General features: G+C 45.3%; 19 protein-coding genes. 18 read left to right on the forward strand and 1 reads right to left on the reverse strand.

Annotation, left to right across the window (positions count from 1 at the left end; translation table 11 throughout):
- Positions 1 to 12: 12 nt before the first annotated feature.
- From ACSYSK_RS00430 to ACSYSK_RS00490, 13 genes are all read left to right on the forward strand, one after another.
- Positions 13 to 432, forward strand: a complete 420-nt coding sequence (locus tag ACSYSK_RS00430; protein ID WP_491715000.1) for a PTS sugar transporter subunit IIA — start codon at positions 13 to 15, stop codon at positions 430 to 432.
- The gene (locus ACSYSK_RS00435) at positions 429 to 920 is read left to right on the forward strand and encodes a PTS sugar transporter subunit IIB (RefSeq protein ID WP_491715001.1); all 492 of its coding nucleotides are present in this window, start codon (positions 429 to 431) and stop codon (positions 918 to 920) included. The genes ACSYSK_RS00430 and ACSYSK_RS00435 overlap by 4 nt, the downstream gene beginning before the upstream one ends.
- On the forward strand, positions 920 to 1729 hold the full coding sequence (locus ACSYSK_RS00440) for a PTS mannose/fructose/sorbose transporter subunit IIC (RefSeq protein ID WP_491715824.1): 810 nt from the start codon (positions 920 to 922) through the stop codon (positions 1727 to 1729). Before ACSYSK_RS00435 ends, ACSYSK_RS00440 begins: the two co-directional genes overlap by 1 nt.
- 14 nt (positions 1730 to 1743) lie before the next feature.
- Entirely contained in the window at positions 1744 to 2583 is an 840-nt protein-coding gene (locus ACSYSK_RS00445) for a PTS system mannose/fructose/sorbose family transporter subunit IID (protein ID WP_491715002.1), read from the forward strand.
- A gap of 196 nt (positions 2584 to 2779) precedes the next feature.
- On the forward strand, positions 2780 to 3541 hold the full coding sequence (gene yaaA / locus ACSYSK_RS00450; RefSeq protein WP_491715003.1) for a peroxide stress protein YaaA: 762 nt from the start codon (positions 2780 to 2782) through the stop codon (positions 3539 to 3541).
- 523 nt (positions 3542 to 4064) lie between these two features.
- A complete protein-coding gene (gene yycF / locus ACSYSK_RS00455) occupies positions 4065 to 4778 on the forward strand; it encodes a response regulator YycF (protein ID WP_491715004.1) in 714 nt (237 codons plus the stop codon).
- Between the two features lie 380 nt (positions 4779 to 5158).
- Positions 5159 to 7018 carry a cell wall metabolism sensor histidine kinase WalK gene (walK, locus tag ACSYSK_RS00460; RefSeq protein WP_491715005.1) on the forward strand — a complete coding sequence of 620 codons (1860 nt, stop codon included), beginning with the start codon at positions 5159 to 5161 and terminating at the stop codon, positions 7016 to 7018.
- Positions 7002 to 8315, forward strand: coding sequence for a YycH family regulatory protein (locus ACSYSK_RS00465; protein WP_491715006.1), 1314 nt, complete (start codon positions 7002 to 7004; stop codon positions 8313 to 8315). The genes walK and ACSYSK_RS00465 overlap by 17 nt, the downstream gene beginning before the upstream one ends.
- A gap of 12 nt (positions 8316 to 8327) precedes the next feature.
- Positions 8328 to 9116, forward strand: a complete 789-nt coding sequence (locus ACSYSK_RS00470) for a two-component system regulatory protein YycI (protein WP_491715007.1) — start codon at positions 8328 to 8330, stop codon at positions 9114 to 9116.
- Between the two features lie 17 nt (positions 9117 to 9133).
- Complete coding sequence (locus tag ACSYSK_RS00475) at positions 9134 to 9949, forward strand: MBL fold metallo-hydrolase (protein ID WP_491715008.1); 816 nt, start codon at positions 9134 to 9136, stop codon at positions 9947 to 9949.
- Positions 9950 to 10081: 132 nt separating this feature from the next.
- A complete protein-coding gene (locus ACSYSK_RS00480; RefSeq protein ID WP_491715009.1) occupies positions 10082 to 11335 on the forward strand; it encodes a S1C family serine protease in 1254 nt (417 codons plus the stop codon).
- A 796-nt stretch (positions 11336 to 12131) separates the two neighbouring features.
- Positions 12132 to 12611, forward strand: a complete 480-nt coding sequence (gene rlmH / locus ACSYSK_RS00485) for a 23S rRNA (pseudouridine(1915)-N(3))-methyltransferase RlmH (protein WP_491715010.1) — start codon at positions 12132 to 12134, stop codon at positions 12609 to 12611.
- A 16-nt stretch (positions 12612 to 12627) separates the two neighbouring features.
- Positions 12628 to 13233: a sugar O-acetyltransferase gene (locus ACSYSK_RS00490; RefSeq protein ID WP_491715011.1), complete on the forward strand. Its 606-nt coding sequence runs from the start codon at positions 12628 to 12630 to the stop codon at positions 13231 to 13233.
- 31 nt (positions 13234 to 13264) lie between these two features.
- On the opposite strand, the gene ACSYSK_RS00495 is transcribed toward ACSYSK_RS00490, so the two are convergent.
- Positions 13265 to 14287 carry a helix-turn-helix domain-containing protein gene (locus ACSYSK_RS00495; protein ID WP_491715012.1) on the reverse strand — a complete coding sequence of 341 codons (1023 nt, stop codon included), beginning with the start codon at positions 14285 to 14287 and terminating at the stop codon, positions 13265 to 13267.
- Between the two features lie 247 nt (positions 14288 to 14534).
- Between ACSYSK_RS00495 and ACSYSK_RS00500 the strand changes: the two genes are divergently transcribed.
- Genes ACSYSK_RS00500 through ACSYSK_RS00520 form a run of 5 tightly spaced genes read left to right on the forward strand, consistent with a single transcriptional unit; the run spans position 14535 to position 18624 of the window.
- Complete coding sequence (locus ACSYSK_RS00500; protein WP_491715013.1) at positions 14535 to 14831, forward strand: BMC domain-containing protein; 297 nt, start codon at positions 14535 to 14537, stop codon at positions 14829 to 14831.
- A gap of 13 nt (positions 14832 to 14844) precedes the next feature.
- Positions 14845 to 15666: a propanediol utilization microcompartment protein PduB gene (gene pduB / locus ACSYSK_RS00505; protein WP_491715014.1), complete on the forward strand. Its 822-nt coding sequence runs from the start codon at positions 14845 to 14847 to the stop codon at positions 15664 to 15666.
- 18 nt (positions 15667 to 15684) lie between these two features.
- Positions 15685 to 17361: a propanediol/glycerol family dehydratase large subunit gene (locus tag ACSYSK_RS00510; protein WP_491715015.1), complete on the forward strand. Its 1677-nt coding sequence runs from the start codon at positions 15685 to 15687 to the stop codon at positions 17359 to 17361.
- A 24-nt stretch (positions 17362 to 17385) separates the two neighbouring features.
- Positions 17386 to 18093: a propanediol/glycerol family dehydratase medium subunit gene (locus ACSYSK_RS00515; RefSeq protein WP_491715016.1), complete on the forward strand. Its 708-nt coding sequence runs from the start codon at positions 17386 to 17388 to the stop codon at positions 18091 to 18093.
- 18 nt (positions 18094 to 18111) lie between these two features.
- Positions 18112 to 18624 (forward strand): diol dehydratase small subunit, encoded by a 513-nt coding sequence (locus ACSYSK_RS00520; protein WP_491715017.1) that lies wholly within the window; start codon positions 18112 to 18114, stop codon positions 18622 to 18624.
- The last annotated feature ends 3 nt before the right edge of the window (positions 18625 to 18627 follow it).

The following is an 18627-nucleotide window of genomic DNA, read 5'->3' on the forward strand; positions in this document are numbered from 1 at the left end:
AGGAGTTAAATTATGCATATTATTTTAACGGGACATGATAGAACAGCGATCGCAATGAAAAATGCGGTCGAGATGATTTTTGGTCAGGTGAATAATTTTACGCCAGTTCCTTTTTTAACGGGCGAAGGCTTGGAGAGCTTAACGACTAAAATGCAAGCGGTTATTAATGGCTTTGACGACCAGCAAGAAATTTTGGTCATTAGTGATTTATTTTCCGGAACGCCCTACAATGCGGCCGCAACTCTGAGCATGCAAGGCAAAGTCACGGACGTTTTAGCCGGGATGTCTTTACCGATTTGTTTGGAAGTGGCTAATTTGTGTCAGTCGCAATCGGTCGCACAAGTAGTGACCAACATCATGACAAATAGCCCGTCATACACTAAGGCATTGAGCGTAGAGCTACAAGAACAGAAAGAAGATGACCTAGAGTGAAAATTACGTTAGCACGAATCGATGATCGTTTGATCCACGGCCAGGTAACGACGGTGTGGTCCAAAGAGTCTAAGGCCGAACGGATGATCATCGTAGACGAAGAAGTTTATCACGATGAGATCAGGAAAACTTTGCTGAAACAAGCGTGTCCTCCGGGAATGAAGGTCAATATCGTCGACGCCCAAAAAGCCGTCGCCGTTTACAATAATCCTAAATACCAAGACACCAAGGTTTTTTACCTGTTCACTAACCCGACAGAAGCGTTGCGGATCATCGAACAAGGAGTGGCGATCAAGACGCTAAATATTGGCGGGATGCAATTTAAGAACGGTAAAACGCAGATCACCAAAGCAATTTCGGTGAACCAACAAGACGTTGACGCGTTTAACAAGTTGCACGAACTGGGAGTCAATTTGGATATTCAAACCGTAAAAACCGACCCGCACGTTGACTTGATGGATAAGTTAAAAGCCAAATATAAGGAGTGATAGCGATGTCTGTGTTTCAAATTATTTTAGTTTTTATCTGGTCGTCTATTACCGGGATGGGCAGTGTATTGGACGAATTTCAAACACACCGTCCCCTGATCGCTTGTAGTGTGATGGGTCTGATCTTGGGCAACCCGGTCAAAGGGATCATCTTAGGCGGAACGCTAGAATTGATCGCTTTAGGTTGGATGAACATCGGTGCCGCGCAGTCCCCGGATTCGGCGTTGGCCAGTACGATCTCGACGATTTTAGTTTGTATCGGCAATCAAAGTATCGCTAAGGGGATCGCGATCGCACTGCCAGTCGCAGCAGCCGGCCAGGTATTAACGGTTATCGTGCGTTCGATCACGGTCTTTTTCCAACACGCTGCTGAAAAAGCCGCCGCTAATGCCAAATTTAAGACGATCGAGTGGCTGCATTTTTCCGCACTATTCATGCAGGCACTGAGAGTTTCGTTGCCGACGACGTTAGTTGCCGTGTTCGTCAGTCCGACGATGGTCAAAACTTTGTTGGATGCGATCCCCGATGTCGTTACAGGAGGTTTGAACGTAGCCGGTGGCATGATCACCGTTGTCGGTTACGCGATGGTTTTGAACATGATGAGCGTCAAGTACTTAATGCCATTTTTCTACTTGGGATTTGTCTTAGGTGCATATTTGAAACTGAGTTTACTGGCCTTTGGTGCCGTGGGTGTAATTTTAGCCATCGTTTACGTTCAATTGAATCCTAAATTCGCTAAAACGGAGGCGGTCACGCAACCTCAATTAACCGCTGATGATCAATTGCCTGAAGATGAGTTGGATGATTGAAGGAGGGAAAAATAATGACGGAAACGCCAGAAAAGCAGCTGAAAAAAGTTACTAAAAAAGATATGTTGTGGACTTTTATCTTTGAAAACTTTCAACAAGCGTCTTTTAACTACGAAACGATCCACGGGCTAGCCTTTTGTGTCGATATGATCCCGACGATCCGCCGCTTATATCATGATAAAAAAGAACAAGTGGCAGCCTTGAAACGCCACATCACGTTTTTTAACGTTACACCGGGATTTTGTGGCCCGGTCGTCGGATTAACGATGGCGATGGAAGAAGCCCGCGCTAACGGAGAAGACGTCGATGAAGGAACGATCCAGAGTTTGAAAGTGGGGCTGATGGGTCCGCTGGCCGGTGTCGGTGACCCCGTAATGTGGGGGACTTTACGCCCAATTTTAGCGGCCTTAGGTGCGTCGTTAGCACTTTCCGGCTCGTGGTTGGGACCAATCATCTTTTTCTTAGCGTTCAACGGCTGTCGCTTAGCGCTCAAGTGGTTCGGACTGACGATGGGTTACAATCGCGGGATCGCTTTGATCAAGGATATTTCTGGCAATTTGTTGCCGAAATTAACCGAGGGAGCGACGGTTTTAGGCCTGTTTGTGATGGGAGTTTTGATCCCCAAATGGACGACGATCAACATTCCGCTGGTGATCTCTAAGACGACTACCAATGGTAAAACGACTGTTACTACGTTACAAAATATCTTAGACCAACTCTGCCCGAGTCTACCGGCGTTAGGCTTGACGCTGTTGATGATGTATTTGTTAAAGAAGAAAGTCAACCCAATCATTTTGATCTTTGGCCTGTTCGGTTTAGGAATTTTAGGTTATTGGCTGGGCTTTTTGAAGTAAATCATGGTTAACGTTGGGTTGTAACGAAGAGTCTAGGACGGTGCGTTTTTGTCCTAGGCTCCTTTTTGTGTCTTTGGTGGCTGAAATCGTTTTTTTTAAAACAACGGTGTGGGCTCGATTTCCTTTTTATTGCTGCCAGATATTAAAAGTAGTAACTTGATAATAGATATCACAGAAATTTTAGAGGAAAGAAAAAATGAAGATCATAATTTCTCCGGCTAAAAAAATGCAAGTGGACCGTGATTTTATCTTGCCGCAAACAACGCCAGTCTTTTTGGCTAAAACTAAGCAGCTCGCTGCTTTTTTGCAGAGCCGCTCCACCGCGCAGTTAAAACAGATCTGGCAGGCTAGCGACCGGGTGGTAGCAAAAGGACAGCAGCAGTTAGCCGATTTGGATTTAGAAAGAAAGCTGACTCCGGCGATCAGCGCATTTAGTGGCATTCAGTATCAGTACATGGCGCCTGACTTATTCACGGTCCCAGCGCTGGAATATATTCAGAATAATTTACGCATTCTTTCTGGTTTTTACGGAATACTGCGGCCTTTTGATGGCATTTGTCCGTACCGCTTGGAAATGCAAAATAAGTTGAGCGACTTTGAGCAGCCCAATTTATACCAATTCTGGGGCGACTCGCTAGCCGAAAAATTATTTAGTACGGACCGAGTTGTGATCAATTTAGCGTCGCAAGAGTACGCTAAAGCAATTAGTCCTTGGGTAACTGGGCCCCGGCAATTGGTGACGATCGGATTTCAGGAATGCAAAAATGGCAAGTGGAAAACCAGCGCGACTCACGCGAAGATGGCGCGCGGATCGATGGTTCGTTTTATTGCGGAAAAGCAGCTGAGCGCGCCGACACAATTGCAGGAATTTAACGACTATTCTTATCAGTACGACCCGAGTGTCAGCACGGCCGAACATTACGTTTTTCGAACGAAGCTGGATCTGACTAAGCACTAATGATTTTGCCGTGGTATTAATTCGCGGCGGCTAAGCGCCAGCTTCCACAGCTTTTCATAATTACGCTCCAGCTGGCAGCCCCTTACGTTTAACTACGCTAAAAAGCAAAGCCTAAGTTCAGGCTTTTCTTTCTAGCTAGGTTAATCCTCAGCGGCTCAGCGCCAGCTTCCACAGCTTTTCATAATTGCGCTCCAGCTGGCAGCCCCTTACGTTTAACTACGCTAAAAAGCAAAGCCTAAGTTCAGGCTTTTCTTTCTAGCTAGGTTAATCCTCAGTGGCTCAGCGCCAGCTTCCACAGCTTTTTAAAAAGCAGCAGTCTAGGTTCTAAGGACACTTCACAACAAATTTAAGTGCAGGATTTGCTGTTCAGTGCCACTTAGCCCACGACTGCTAAACACTTAGCTCCGCAGCTTGCTTTTCTTCTGTTCTTCGCTGGTCTATAATGAAAATGAGTTATTAGTGGATTTAGTTGTTTTAAATAAGAACGAACTGAATTTTACGCTTGGTCGTACAAGGAGGATCCATGAAAAAAATTTTAGTGGTTGATGATGAAAAACCAATTTCCGATATCATTAAATTCAACCTAAATAAAGAAGGATATCAAGTTGAAGTCGCCTACGACGGCGAAGAAGCGCTTAAAAAAGTCGAAGAAGTAGCGCCGGACCTCATCATTTTAGATTTAATGTTACCCAAGATCGATGGGCTAGAAGTTGCCCGCGAAGTCCGCAAGACCCACGAAATGCCGATCATTATGGTGACCGCTAAAGATGCTGAGATCGATAAGGTCTTAGGCTTAGAGATGGGTGCCGATGACTACGTAACTAAGCCGTTTTCCAACCGTGAATTAGTGGCGCGCGTCAAGGCTAACTTGCGGCGGCAAAATAGTGTGGCTAAGGCTACTAAAGACGCCGATGAGGAGCAGAATCGCGATATCGTGATCGGTGATTTGGTGATCCATCCGGAATCTTACACGGTTTCGCGGCGCGGTGAAGAAATTGAACTGACGCACCGTGAATTTGAACTGTTGTATTATCTAGCTCAGCATACTGGTCAGATCATGACACGCGAGCACTTGTTGCAAACGGTGTGGGGCTATGATTATTTTGGCGATGTGCGGACGGTCGACGTGACGATGAGGCGTTTACGGGAAAAAGTTGAAGATAATCCCAGTCGCCCGGTGTGGTTAGTGACCCGGCGTGGCGTGGGCTATTATTTGCGTAACCCGGAAAATGATTAACTCAAGCTGTGATGTAAGCCGGTTAGCAGTCGTGGACTAAGGGCGCGGCAGGACAAATCAGGTACTTGGATTTGTTTTGCCGGGTGCTTAGGGCCCTAGACTGCTGGCTTGCCGAGCGCAATTAAATCAAGCTGCAGACCAGACCGGTTAGTAACCGAGGACTAGCCTAGGCTGGCAATAAGTCGGGCTTGGACTTGTTGTCAGACGTAGCTAGACACAGGTTACTGGTCTGGGGAGCGCAATTAGACAAGTTGTGGAAGCTGGCGCGATCAAGATCAGTCAGTAATTCACTATCCAGGTCAAGAAATTGTAAAAGTGCTCCATGGTAATTGGAAGGGCTAATCTAATTATTATGGAGTGTTTTTTTAAAGGAGAAGAAGTTGCAAAAGAAATTGCGGATCTTTCGTTCGATCCATTTTAAAATTGCATTGGTATTGGTATTACTGTTGCTATTAGTCTTCCAAATCGTTGGCGCGGTTTTTGTCCAACGGTTAAAAAGCGAAAACTTGAAGACCTTTAAGCAGCGGGTGGAATTGGCACCATACGTCGACAATTCGTTGATCAATGCCTTGAATCTAAGCGACCCTGCTAGTGCTAATCGCCGGATCAATTCGATTTTGACGGGGATCAATAACCAAAATATTTCCGACGTGCAAGTGATCGATGCTAAGGACAATATTCGTGGTGAAAGTAATATTAACGGGAGAGCGAGTGTCGGGCAAAAGACCACCGATACCAACGTTAAACGGGTATTATATTCCGGACGTGCGTATAACGAGACGATTTTTAACCGTTTGGATGACAAACATTACTACGTTTCGATCGTGCCCCTTTTTAGTACGAGCGGTAACACCAACAATATCGTCGGGGTCGTTTATTTGCGCGCTAATTTGGAGTCGGTTTATAATTCGATCGATAGCGTGACGCTGATTTTTGCCACGGCTGCGATCGTGGCTACGGTGATCGGGATCGGACTGGCAATCGTTTTGTCGCGGGCGATCACTAGACCGATCGATGAAATGCGGAAACAAACTGTTCAGATCGCGGCCGAAGATTATTCGGGCCACGTGCATATTTACGGTAACGATGAGTTAGGTGAACTGGCACAAGCGGTCAACGATCTGTCCGTCAAAGTTGAAGAATCCCGCCTGGCGTCTGACGCGGAACGGCGGCGGTTGAATTCGATCTTGACTCACATGTCAGATGGAGTGTTGGCGACCGACCGGCGCGGTCACGTTACTATTGCTAATGATATGGCACGCGACTTATTAACGGACAAAAATATCGAAGGCCGTTCGATCCTCGACGTGCTACATATCCGTGAACGGTATACGTTGCGCGATCTGTTGGAAAATCAAGACACATTAGTGTTGGATTTATCGACTAAAGATCACGCGCAGATCATCAACGCTTATTTTTCGTTGATCCAACGTGAATCTGGGTTTATTTCTGGCCTAGTCTGCGTGTTGCATGACATTACTGAGCAACAAAAAATCGACAGCGAGCGTAAGCAGTTCGTTTCTAACGTCTCCCATGAGTTACGCACGCCGCTGACGAGTTTGCGCAGCTACATCGAGGCGTTAAACGACGGCGCGTGGAAGGATCCCGAAGTAGCGCCGCAATTTTTAAAGGTGACACAAGAAGAAACGGAGCGGATGATCCGGATGATCAACGATTTGTTAAGCTTATCGCGGATCGATGCGGGCACGGCTAATTTAGATTTGGAACTGGTAAACTTAAACGAGCTGGTCGCCTACATCCTCAATCGGTTTGACATGATGCTAAAAAGCGGGCAAGAAGATCATCCCGTTAAACATTATTCGATCAAACGAGAATTCACTAAGCAGGATCTGTGGGTAGAAATCGATACTGATAAATTTATGCAGGTGATCGATAATATTATGAACAATGCGATCAAATACTCTCCCGACGGGGGCGTGATCACCTGTCGGCTGCAAAAAACGCACCATGAGGTGATCTTAAGTATCAGCGATCAGGGCTTGGGGATCCCGCAAAAAGATTTGAAACATATCTTCGAGCGTTTCTTCCGGGTGGACAAAGCACGTTCGCGGGCTCAAGGTGGTACCGGGTTGGGACTAGCGATCGCGCGTGAAGTGATCGAGATGCACCACGGCAAGATCTGGGTCGAATCGACGGAAGGCGCGGGTTCGACATTTTACATTGCGCTTCCTTATCAAGAATATGAAGAAGGAGATCTGTGGAATGAAGCTGAAGGATAATCTAATTCACATTGCCTTGGCCAGCGTCGTGGCGTTGAGTTTGCTCCTTTCGGCTTTTTTGTGGATCAATCCGACTTACTTGCAAAATAACCGGGTCACCTCGCAAAAAAAGGGCAACTTGAACCAGCAGACTAACGCTAAGGTCAACGATTCCGACATTTATCGTCCTATTAGTATCACGCTTAATCAAAACGGGCAAACCGTTAAAATGTCCAGTGCTAAAGAAGACTTAATGGGGCAGGTACAAAAGGACTTGAAAACGTGGCGGGTCAAGCAGCTGTTACCGGCGCGCAAACTGACGGATGATCAGTACACGGCTTTTTTGCAGCGGGATCACAACATGATCTTTCGTTTTCCCGATCGGTTGTCGATTTGGCTGTTGCATAAGATCATGCCGGATAAAAAACGGCAGCTGCGCCACAAAAATTTTGACCGGATCATCGTTTGTCTGCAAAAAAAGCCACAGGTCTACCTGGCAGATGACCGCAATCTAACGGTTTGGCACGTCAAGCTGGGCCCTAAAGTTTCTTATCGTCACCTGCGGCGGATCGCCGTTAATAAAAAGATCCAGAAAACACCGCTGCAGTTTGTTCGTTTGCACGACCAGTATTTGGACGCCTTTAGCAGTCCGGTCAGTGTGCAGCAGTATAGTTACCTATTAACTAAGGACAACGCCAGCGTTTTTGCCAATCATTTGATGAGTAAAAACAATAGTACGGCGGCGGTCACGACTAGAAAACAAAACGACCGCTTGATTTATTCCGACGGGCAAAATCAGCGCTTGACCGTCCAAAATAAAACCGGGGTAGTTGAATACGTCAATTACGAAACGAATTTAAAGACGTTCAAGTCGATGGGTCGTCAGGTGTTGGCGGATTTTTCTAAGTTGGAAAATATCGGGCGTTCACTAGACGATGTGCGCTATGATGAATATGATAACAACACGAAAATGGTGATCTATCGTAGTTACATCAACGATTTTCCGGTGATTGCCGCGAACGATTACGGCACGTATCAGGTCAACAGCTTAAACGGCCAAAAATTGATCTTTTCGCTGTACTCGTTGCAGGTGCCGGTGCCGTCCAACCAACAAAAAATCACCTTGCCCCCGATGTTACAAGTGTTAAAGCAATTGGAGTCGCAGGGAAATGATCGCAGTAAAATGACTAATATCAGGATCGGTTATAAGGTGGACAAAAATTCTTCGTCCACCAAGGTGATCGACCTGATCCCGACTTACTTTGTTCAGTATAATGGAGTGTGGATCGATTACGCAGATCTACTCAGTGGCAGATAGGGGTGCAGGTAAGTGAATTTTAAACAGATCGAACGCATCTTTTTGATTGCTTTTATCGCGTTAGACGTATTTTTGCTGGTGGCTTTATTTACGCAAAACAGTGTGAAGACTGAGCAGAATTCGACCAATGATACGATCACCGCGGTGCTTAATAGTTTAAAAGACGACCAGATCACGTATCAGGGAAAATTGTCGGCTAAAAAAGCGGCCGGGTATTACATTGCCAGCAAGGATGGCGATTATTTAGCGTCTAAAATAACACAGTTAAAAGACAGTGACGTCGATTACGCGAAGGCCGACCAAGAATTAACGGTCCAGTTTTTACCTAGGATCAAAGTTAAAACGAGTGCCAAAAAAACGCTAGACCGCTTGCTGGCCGACAAAACGCAGGTGATCGCCGGCAAGCACTACCGCTATGATCCTTACTTAACTACCGCTAAAAAGGTCGTGTACACCCAAATAGTATTTAACCGGCCGGTGTGCTCCAAACAAGGACGGATCGTTTTTAGGATCAGAAACGGTGTGGTGACTGGCTACACGCAAACTTACTTGTTTTCCCCCCAGATCCTGCGGGAAAAAAAGGCGACGATCAGTCAAAGGCGGGCGTTGATCTGGCTGTATCAGTACAATAAATTAGCACCTAATACTAACGTCAAATCTAGTGAGTTAGGCTATACTAAATTGCTGAGCGTCAATGGCAGCACGGTTTACATCCCCAGTTGGAATTTTATTATTAAAAATAACGCCGGGGTGACTTCTTACCGCCGGATCAATGCTTTTAACGGCGCGGTACTGGATTGAGGGAGGAACTTTACTAGATGGAACCACGTGAAAATGATGATGTATTAAAAGTCAGCGTGCTGGCGAGTGGTAGTACGGGCAATGCGACTTACTTTGAAACGCCCCACCATAAAATTTTGATCGATACCGGTTTGTCCGGGAAAAAAATCGAAGAACTAATGAACTCGATCGGGCGAACGTTAAAAGACGTTGACAGTTTATTTATCACTCACGAACATACCGATCATTGTAAGGGTGCGGGAGTGCTAGCGCGCCGCTACGGCATGGATGTTTATGCGAACCAAAAAACGTGGGATGCGATGGCCGCCAAGGTCGGTAAAATTGCGTTGGGACAAAAACACGTGTTAGCGGCGGGGAAGGTACAAACGTTAGGCGGCTTAGACGTCGAGAGTTTTAAGGTATCACACGACGCGGTCGACCCGCAATTTTACAATGTTCACTATCACGGCAAGTCATTTGCGATTTTGACGGATACAGGTTACGTTTCGCAGCGGATCAGCAAGACGATCGCCGATGCGAATGGGTATTTATTTGAATGCAATCATGACGTCGAGATGTTGCGGATGGGTAGTTATCCGTGGGAGTTAAAACAGCGCATCTTAAGCGATACGGGTCATTTGTCCAATGAAGATAGTGCAAACGCGCTGATGCAGACGTTGGGTAATCATACTAAAAAAATATACCTAGGACATCGTAGTCAGGAAAATAACGTTAGGGAATTGGCGCACCTGACCGTGCAAACGATGATGCAACAACAAGACTTTGCGGTAGATCATGATTTCAAATTGCTGGACACGGCGCCTGATAAGGCAACGCCGTTGGTGGAAGTGTAGGCTGTGAAGTGCAATTGAGCACGTTGGGGGCGTTTCATTGTTTAAGTTATCATAAAATACCGGGCTTGCTACTTCTCGTTTTAGCGGACAAGGGGCTATAATTTAAGATAAAAAAGTAGAGGAGTTTTTGGGGTGAACAATGATAACGATCGCGGGTTTGAACCGCAACACCAGAATAGCTGGTGGAAAACTTTTATAATTGCGTTAGTCGCTGGCCTGATCGGTGGCGGGATCGTAGTTGGCGGATATTCTTGGTACCAGCATCATGCAGAAAATGCGCTTAACTCGCAGGCCCAAACTAAAGTCAGCAACGTTAACGTCAAGGTCAACAGCAGTGCGACGCGGGCTTTTAATCAAATTAAAGGGGCAGTAGTTTCGGTCAAGGCCTATTCTCAAGACAGTGGCTCCGATTCGCTCGCTAAGTTGTTTGGTGCGACGCCAAAGCAACAGGCGCAAGCAACGGATGAGGGTTCAGGAGTGATTTATAAAAAGGAAGGTAAGACTGCTTTTATCGTCACGAATAACCACGTCATTTCTGGTTCTAACAGGGTAGAAATTTTGATGAACGACGGTCATAAGCTTAACGCCACGGTGGTCGGGCACGATGCAGTCAGCGATTTGGCCGTATTAAAAATCGACGCTAAATACGTTAAGCAAGTAGGAAGTTTTGGTAATTCCGACAAGATCCAAGTCGGGGAAACGGCGTTGGCGATCGGGTCTCCTTTGGGTTCTGATTACGCTACATCGTTGACACAAGGGATCATTTCGGCTAAAAAACGGACTTTGGATGTGACGGATAGTTCTGGTGTAGCGACTGGACAAGCAACGGTTATCCAAACCGACGCTGCGATCAACCCGGGAAATTCTGGTGGTCCGTTAGTCAACGTGGCCGGACAGATCATTGGGATCAATTCGATGAAATTATCTAATACGGGCTCTAGTCCAGACGGCGGTACGGCAGTTGAAGGCATGGGTTTTGCGATCCCAAGTAACGAGGTAGTTGCAATTGTCAACCAGTTGGCCGCTAACGGCAAAGTTAAGCGTCCGGCACTGGGAATCGCGTTGGTCAATTTGGATGACGTTTCGCAAGACGCACGTAAGGAAACTTTGAAGTTACCGGATAGCGTGACGGGCGGGATCGTTGTGATGAAAGTCAACGCGAACTCACCATTGCGTGGCAGCATCGGTAAGTATGATGTGATCACGGGACTTGATGATAAGAAGGTCAGTGACATCGTGTCCTTGCGGGATGCGCTATATGACCATAAGATCGGCGATAGTGTAACGTTGAAGTACTATCATGACGGGCAGCAAAAGACAGCTAACGTTAAATTATCACTGGAAGCAAGTGATGAGAACACGACGAACGGAAACGAACCGGAATAAGCAAGCTGCGAAGCAAGGCGTTCAGCAACCGAGTACTAGCCTAGAACAATAATAAGTCGGTTTAGGACTTGTTGTTGTTCGTAGCTAGACACAGGTTGTTGCCTTGCGGAGCGCGATTAGATGGGCCTGGGACAAACACATTTGTCTCAGGCCTTTTGCATTTCGTAAATAATAAGACTGATCGTGCTCCCAAAAGCAGCAGTTTGCGCCTAGCTACGTTTCAAAATAAAACCCAAGTGCGGGTTTTACTTTGAAACTAGGCTAGTGCTCGACTGCTAAGCGCTTTTTGTCCCAACTCCTTTTTGTCATAAATTATTTGTTGTGAGAGGAGAAATATTCGTCTTTTTTGGAAGCCGAATTTTAGCCGGATAACTATGCTAAATTTGGACCAATTTTGACGGAAACGGTAACGAAGTGAGAAAATGAGGATAAGTAACAATATACCTGTTGATAACTTAGCCGCAACTAAGTTAAAATGTAACGGAAAAAGTGAAAAAGTAGTGCTGAATTTACGTAAAATTTGTCGACAAGTTATCAACAGGGTTGGTGATATCTGTGGATTATTTGCGATTTTAAGGCAGTATCCTTGAATAAAAACGTTGATATTTAGCTGTTTAATTAAAATATTTTTAATTGTTATAAAGTAAAAATAATTGTTGATAATTGTGGATAAGTCGCAAAAGCGTTTTAGCAATAAATCTTGTGGTGGCATAAAATTTGACGCAATATCTGGTACTAAATCTGTGGAAACTGTGGATAACTTTGTGGATAAAATGTTCTTAGGATGTGATTTAGTGTGAATGTTAAGATAATCGGTGTGGGAAAACTAAAAGAAAAATATCTGAAAGCGGGGATCGCGGAATACGCCAAAAGGCTGCAAAAATTTTGTAAGCTGGTGATCGTTGAGGTTCCCGATGAAAAAGCGCCTGAAAAACTCAGTAGCGCCCAGATGGAAGACGTTAAACGGCGCGAAGGCGAACGAATTTTAGCCAAGATCAAGGAACGAGAGTACGTTTTTGCGCTGGCAATTGCAGGAAAACAGCGTTCGTCGGAAGAATTTGCGCAGGAAATCAACTCGTTGCTGACTTATGGCAAAAGCGATTTGACTTTTGTGATCGGCGGGTCGTTGGGATTGAGTCCTCAGGTATTAAAACGTGCTGATACCCAGATGTCTTTTGGAAAGTTGACTTTGCCCCACCAGTTGATGAGATTGGTGTTAAGCGAACAAATTTACCGGGCGTTTATGATCAATAGTGGCAGTCCGTACCATAAATAAAGTTAGGGGTAATTGAATGAATGAACAAGCAAAAATGTTAAGTGGTCAAATCTATGATCCGAGTGATGCGCATCTGACCGAGTTACGCCACACCGCTCACTTGTTGTCGCAAAAATATGGTAACTTAGCGGAAGATGACCCGCAAAGAAAAGAAGTGCTGCAAAAATTGGTACCCCACTTAGGGGCGGACGTTGACGTTCAGGGACCGGTTTTTTTCGATTACGGTCAGTTCACGACGATCGGCGAACAGGTTTTTATCAACTATAACTTAACGGTTTTAGATTCGGCGCCGGTGACGATCGGGGAGCACACGATGTTGGGGCCTAACGTGTCTTTGTTGGCACCGGTCCACCCGCTTTGTTTTACGCAGAGAAATTTGCGCCGCGCGCCGGACGGGCATTTATTTAATTACGAGTATGCTAAACCGATCACGATCGGTGCTGATTGTTGGCTGGCGGGCAACGTCACGGTGATCGGGGGCGTCACGATCGGAGCGGGAAGTGTGATCGGGGCTGGCAGCGTGGTGACTAGAGACATTCCTGCTGGTGTGTTGGCTTTTGGTAATCCGTGTCGGGTGAGCCGGCAAATTACCGAACAAGACCGGCTGGAATTGCCCCGCTGAGTTTTTCGTAAATGCCCAGTCCGGAATACTACTATTGTGCGATATACCCCCATTGTATGACGGCAGCGTTTAGGGGGATTTTACTGTTCATCGAACTCATCGGCGATCTGCCGTTGATGAAATATATCCAACCGTTAAAATTACTATGATCGTCGGTTAAATTAGCGATCTGGTTAAGGTACGTTAAGTCGTTAGCGTTTTTAAGCGAATAAGGGATGTTGTTTTGTTGGAAAAAGTTGATGGAAATGTCGGCGATCGAGTCGGTAGTATTCCACGACAAATTACGTGAGATAGTGATGATTTTTTTTAGTGCACGGTTTTTCTTACGAAAAGAGTTGGGGGTCAGTCCGGTAATGTTTTTAAAAACTTTGGAAAAATAGCTCGTTTGCGAGTAGCCGACTTGAGCACAGATACTGCTGACCTTATCTTGCGTTTGTGTTAATTTCTGACAGGCCAAAGCGATTTTTAAGTTGTTAATGTATTTAGTGAATTCGACGTGCAGCCTTTGTTTAAATAGGCGGCTTAAGTACGAAGAGGAGACGAAAACTTTTTGCGAAACGTATTCTAGGGATAGTTGACCGCGGATGTTTTTGTTGATGATCTTAAGCGCCTCTTCCAGGGGGCCGTCGCTGTTGACGGCAATGTCTTGCACCTGTTTTTGCGTCAATGAATCTTCAATTTTTTTAAGTTGTAAAAAATCCTGTTCTTTGATCGCCTTTAGTACCTTGATTTCTAGTAGAGGCGTATCTTTTAAACAATCATTTAAGATCAATTCCAAATAATTGCGTAACAATTCTAGTTTATCCGGTGAAATTGGTGGTAAAGAGCAATAAAGGATCCCCAATAGCTCAGTATTCATGATGACCGGAAAATGAATCAAGTTACGAGTAACAGTTGTTTGGGATTTTTTTTGTGCAAATTTAAAAGAAGCAATGCTTTCCCGTGAGAATAAAGAACTCGGGTAAGCAAAATAAACTGAAATATGGCTTAAAGAAGAAAAATTGGTTAATGCGGTAGTGATCGTTTTACTAGTTTGTACGGAAATTTGCTGCATGTTAATGACCCCCATCAAAGAACATGTGTGAACATATACATAAAATTATTTTAATAAAAAAACCACAAAAGTTCAAGAAAGCGCTGTTATTTAGTCAAAAATTTGCTGTATTTGTACAAATTTGTCGTAATTTAACCTCACATTGTGAGAACATGTGAAAATTGTCAAAATTATGTTAACTAAATTCGCTAAAATGAAGGTGTGAAATAGTAGCAAAAATAGTACTCATACTGGAGGTTATTACATTATGGAACAAGAAGCATTAGGGATGATCGAAACGCAGGGGCTAGTAGCTTCGATTGAGGCGGCCGATGCGATGGTCAAGGCTGCTAACGTAAACTTGATCGGACAAGAAAAGATCGGTCACGGGTTGGTAACGGTGATGGTGCGCGGCGATGTTGGTGCTGTCAAGGCTTCTGTTGACGCCGGAGTTACGGCTGCAGAAAATATCGGTGAAGTGTTGTCTAGTTACGTAATCCCACGTCCTCATACAGACGTTGAGAAGTTGTTGCCTCATAAAAATGATACGGCTAAGAAAAAATAAAGGATAGATAGATATGGGAGAAAAAAATCAGGAAGCTATCATTCAAAATGTTGTTGAAAAATTACTCAAAAATGGCTTAGATCCTGTAACTAACGAACAGCAAGCCACAAGTACGAATAAACTAAGTGAAATTAACGAAAGCAGTGTAGTTCCTGAATTCGTTGGTTCGATGGAGATCGGTAACACGATCGGGATGGTGATCCCTAGTGTTGAGCCTACTTTAAGGGATAACTTACACCTCAAAAAACAGTATCCAGTTTTGGGGATTTTAAGCTCTCGGACGGGAGCCGGTCCTCATATTATGGCGATCGACGAAGCCGTTAAGCAAACGAATACGGAAGTCGTTTCTGTTCAATTGGCGAGAGATACTAAGGGCGGAGCCGGCCACGGTTCGTTAATCATTATCGGCGGTCAAGATCCGTCTGATGCTCGGCAAGCGATCAACGTCGCTTTGAAGGAACTGACACGGACTTTTGGTGATGTTTATAACTCACCTTATGGTCATATCGAATGCCAGTTTACTGCTAGGGCTGCTGGGGCTTGTCAGACTGCCTTTGGTGCGCCCGTAGGCAAGGCTTACGGGTTGATTTGTGGTGCGCCCGCTGGGATCGGTGTCGTAATGGCTGATACTGCCGTTAAAACTGCTGGAGTCGACGTGTTATCATTTGCGTCTCCCAGTTATGGCACCAGTTATTCTAATGAAGGAATGGTCCATATCAGTGGTGAATCAGGCGCCGTACGTCAAGCAGTTTTAGCCGGCAGAGAAGTTGGCTTGAAGCTGTTAGGCGAATTTGGCGTGCAACCGATCAATGATTTTCCGTCATACATTAAGTAAGCGGAAGGAGGTTTTAAATTGAAGAGACAAAAACGGTTTGAAAAATTAGAGAAGCGTCCAGTCCATCAAGATGGATTTGTTAAGGAATGGGACGATGAAGGCTTTGTAGCCATGCACAGTAAAAACGACCCTGAGCCTAGTTTTAAAATGGAAAACGGTGAAGTGGTCGAGTTGGATGGCAAAAGTAAAGAAGAATTTGACTTGATCGATAAGTACATCGCGGAATACGGGATCAATTTGGAAAACGCACAGCAAGCTAACCAGATGTCTAGCACAAAGATCGCTAAAATGCTGGTGGACCCCAATGTTTCTCGTTCCGAAGTCGTTAAAGTCGTAACTGCTTTAACACCGGCTAAAGCGGTCGAAGTGATCAACGAGTTGAATTTTGGTGAAATGATCATGGCGGTCCAAAAGATGCGTTCCCGTAGGACGCCGTTCACGCAGGCTCATATTACTAACACCTTAGATAACCCGGTAGAAATTGGTGCGGATGCCGCAGAAGGTGCGTTGCGTGGTTTTCCAGAGCTGGAAACTACCATGGCCGTTGCCCGTTATGCTCCGTTAAATGCGATTGCACTGATGGTCGGTTCGCAAGCTGGACGTCCCGGGGTAATTACTCAGTGTTCTTCAGAAGAAGCGGTGGAATTACAGCTGGGGATGCGTGGCTTTACGGCATATGCGGAAACGATCTCCGTTTATGGGACAGATAAGGTCTTTACTGATGGCGATGATACGCCGTGGTCTAAAGGATTTCTCGCGTCTTGCTATGCCTCACGAGGACTGAAGATGCGTTTTAGTTCTGGTTCGGGTTCCGAAGTTTTGATGGGCTACACGGAAGGTAAATCAATGCTGTATTTGGAGGCGCGTTGTATTTATATCACTAAAGCCTCCGGGGTACAGGGATTGCAAAATGGTAGTATCAGTTGTATCGGGATCCCAGGTGCCGTTCCGAGTGGGATCCGTGAAGTTTTGGGCGAAAACCTGTTGTGCATGATGATGGATTTGGAATGTGCTTCTGGTAATGACCAGACTTTCTCTCATTCGGATATGCGGCGGACTGAAAGGTTGTTAGGGCAGTTTATCGCTGGTACTGACTACATTTCTTCCGGCTATGCAGCTGAGGAAAATTCCGATAATACGTTTGCGGGTTCTAACACGGATGTATTGGATTACGACGATTACACAACGATGGAACGTGATCTAGCTATCAACGGCGGTATTTTACCGATCACAGAAGAACAAGCGATCGTAGCCCGCAAGAAAGGCGCGCAGGCCGTACAAGCTGTCTTTGAAGGACTAGGTTTACCAACGATCACCGATGAAGAAGTTGAAGCGGCGACGTATGGTAGTACTTCGGAAGATATGCCTAAGCGTAATTTAGCGCAGGATATGAAGGCCGGAGAAGACCTAATGGAACGGGGTACGACCGTGATCGATATCATCAAGGCATTAGATGATCACAATTTAGACGACATTGCTCAGGCTGTCTTTACCTTAGCTAAACAAAAATTATGTGGCGATTACCTGCAAACATCTGCGGTCTTTGATAAGGATTGGACCTGTATTTCGGCCGTTAACGATAAGAACGATTATCAAGGACCGGGAACGGGCTATCGTGTATGGGAAGACAAAGAAATGTGGGACAAGATCAAGGATATTCCTTGGGCTATCGATCCGCAAAAAGTAGAATTTTAATTTTGAGGAAAGGAGGGACAGTTAATGAGTCAAGAAATTGATGAAGGACTGCTGAGAAATATTATTCAAGAAGTTTTACAAGAAATGGGTGCGAGTGCTGACAGCCCGATTTCTTTTAAAGACGATGCAGCCAAGAAAACGACCACTACCAGTGGTTCGAATAAAGCGGGATTGCCGATCAAAGATGTTGGTTGGTTCAAGCGAGTAGGAGTGGCTAAACCGGGACATTCTCAAGATGAGATCGTGATCGCCGTTGGTCCGGCATTTGCAGAATCTTTGGAAAGGACCCTGCTTAAACTAGAACATAAGGATGTTTTACGGCAAATAATCGCTGGAGTAGAAGAAGAAGGTTTAACTGCTAGGGTAGTAAAAGTTTACCGGACTTCCGACGTCTCCTTCATGGCTAGTGAAGGTGATCAATTGTCGGGTTCGGGAATTTCAATTGGGATCCAGTCTAAGGGTACGACGATCATTCACCAAAAAGACCAAGATCCGTTGAACAATTTGGAGTTGTTCCCGCAGGCCCCGGTTTTGACGCTTGAAACTTACCGTAAGATCGGTAAGAATGCGGCCCAGTACGCTAAGGGAATGTCACCTGATCCGGTACCAACGATCAACGATCAAATGTCACGCCCGAGTTACCAAGCGTTAGCCGCACTGGAACATATTGAAGAAACTAAAAAGGTGGTTGTTGGTAAGCCAGCTGAGGAAGTGGAGCTGAATTTTGATTAAAAGTGGAGGGTCCAAGTTATGAGTGAAGTAGAAGACCTAGTAAAAAAAATAACGGAACAATTAGGCGCACAAACGACGACACAGGCGAATAAAAGTGGTTCTCAAGGGTCAGACGTTACCTTGACGGCTAAAGATTTTCCACTATACAAAAAACATCCTGAGTTGGTGAAGTCACCTTCCGGTAAAAAGCTTAACGACATTAGCTTTGAAGACGTCGTGAACGGAAAAGTGAAAGCAACAGAATTACGGATCACCCCGGAAACATTGAAGATGCAAGGGCAGATTGCAGCCGAAGCGGGGCGGGCACAGATCCAGCAAAACTTTATCCGGGCTTCGGAATTAACGCGGGTGCCAGATGACAGGTTACTGGAAATGTATGGCGCGTTACGTCCTTACCGTTCAAGTAAGCAAGACTTACTGGATATTGCGGCTGAATTGAAAGACAAATACGACGCCCCTGTTTGTTCCCATTGGTTCGAAGAAGCTGCAGAAAATTATGAAAGATATAAAAAGCTCAAAGGGGACAATTAGCGT

Source organism: Ligilactobacillus sp. ESL1201 (assembly GCF_058503265.1).

Bases quoted from the DNA above. Each gene is read 5' to 3' on its own strand.
- ACSYSK_RS00430 (WP_491715000.1), top strand. From the start codon at position 13: ATGCATATTATTTTAACGGGACATGATAGAACAGCGATCGCAATGAAA.
- ACSYSK_RS00445 (WP_491715002.1), top strand. From the start codon at position 1,744: ATGACGGAAACGCCAGAAAAGCAGCTGAAAAAAGTTACTAAAAAAGAT.
- yaaA (WP_491715003.1), top strand. From the start codon at position 2,780: ATGAAGATCATAATTTCTCCGGCTAAAAAAATGCAAGTGGACCGTGAT.
- yycF (WP_491715004.1), top strand. From the start codon at position 4,065: ATGAAAAAAATTTTAGTGGTTGATGATGAAAAACCAATTTCCGATATC.
- ACSYSK_RS00465 (WP_491715006.1), top strand. From the start codon at position 7,002: ATGAAGCTGAAGGATAATCTAATTCACATTGCCTTGGCCAGCGTCGTG.
- ACSYSK_RS00475 (WP_491715008.1), top strand. From the start codon at position 9,134: ATGGAACCACGTGAAAATGATGATGTATTAAAAGTCAGCGTGCTGGCG.
- ACSYSK_RS00490 (WP_491715011.1), top strand. From the start codon at position 12,628: ATGAATGAACAAGCAAAAATGTTAAGTGGTCAAATCTATGATCCGAGT.
- ACSYSK_RS00495 (WP_491715012.1), bottom strand. From the start codon at position 14,287: ATGCAGCAAATTTCCGTACAAACTAGTAAAACGATCACTACCGCATTA.
- ACSYSK_RS00500 (WP_491715013.1), top strand. From the start codon at position 14,535: ATGGAACAAGAAGCATTAGGGATGATCGAAACGCAGGGGCTAGTAGCT.
- pduB (WP_491715014.1), top strand. From the start codon at position 14,845: ATGGGAGAAAAAAATCAGGAAGCTATCATTCAAAATGTTGTTGAAAAA.
- ACSYSK_RS00515 (WP_491715016.1), top strand. From the start codon at position 17,386: ATGAGTCAAGAAATTGATGAAGGACTGCTGAGAAATATTATTCAAGAA.
- ACSYSK_RS00520 (WP_491715017.1), top strand. From the start codon at position 18,112: ATGAGTGAAGTAGAAGACCTAGTAAAAAAAATAACGGAACAATTAGGC.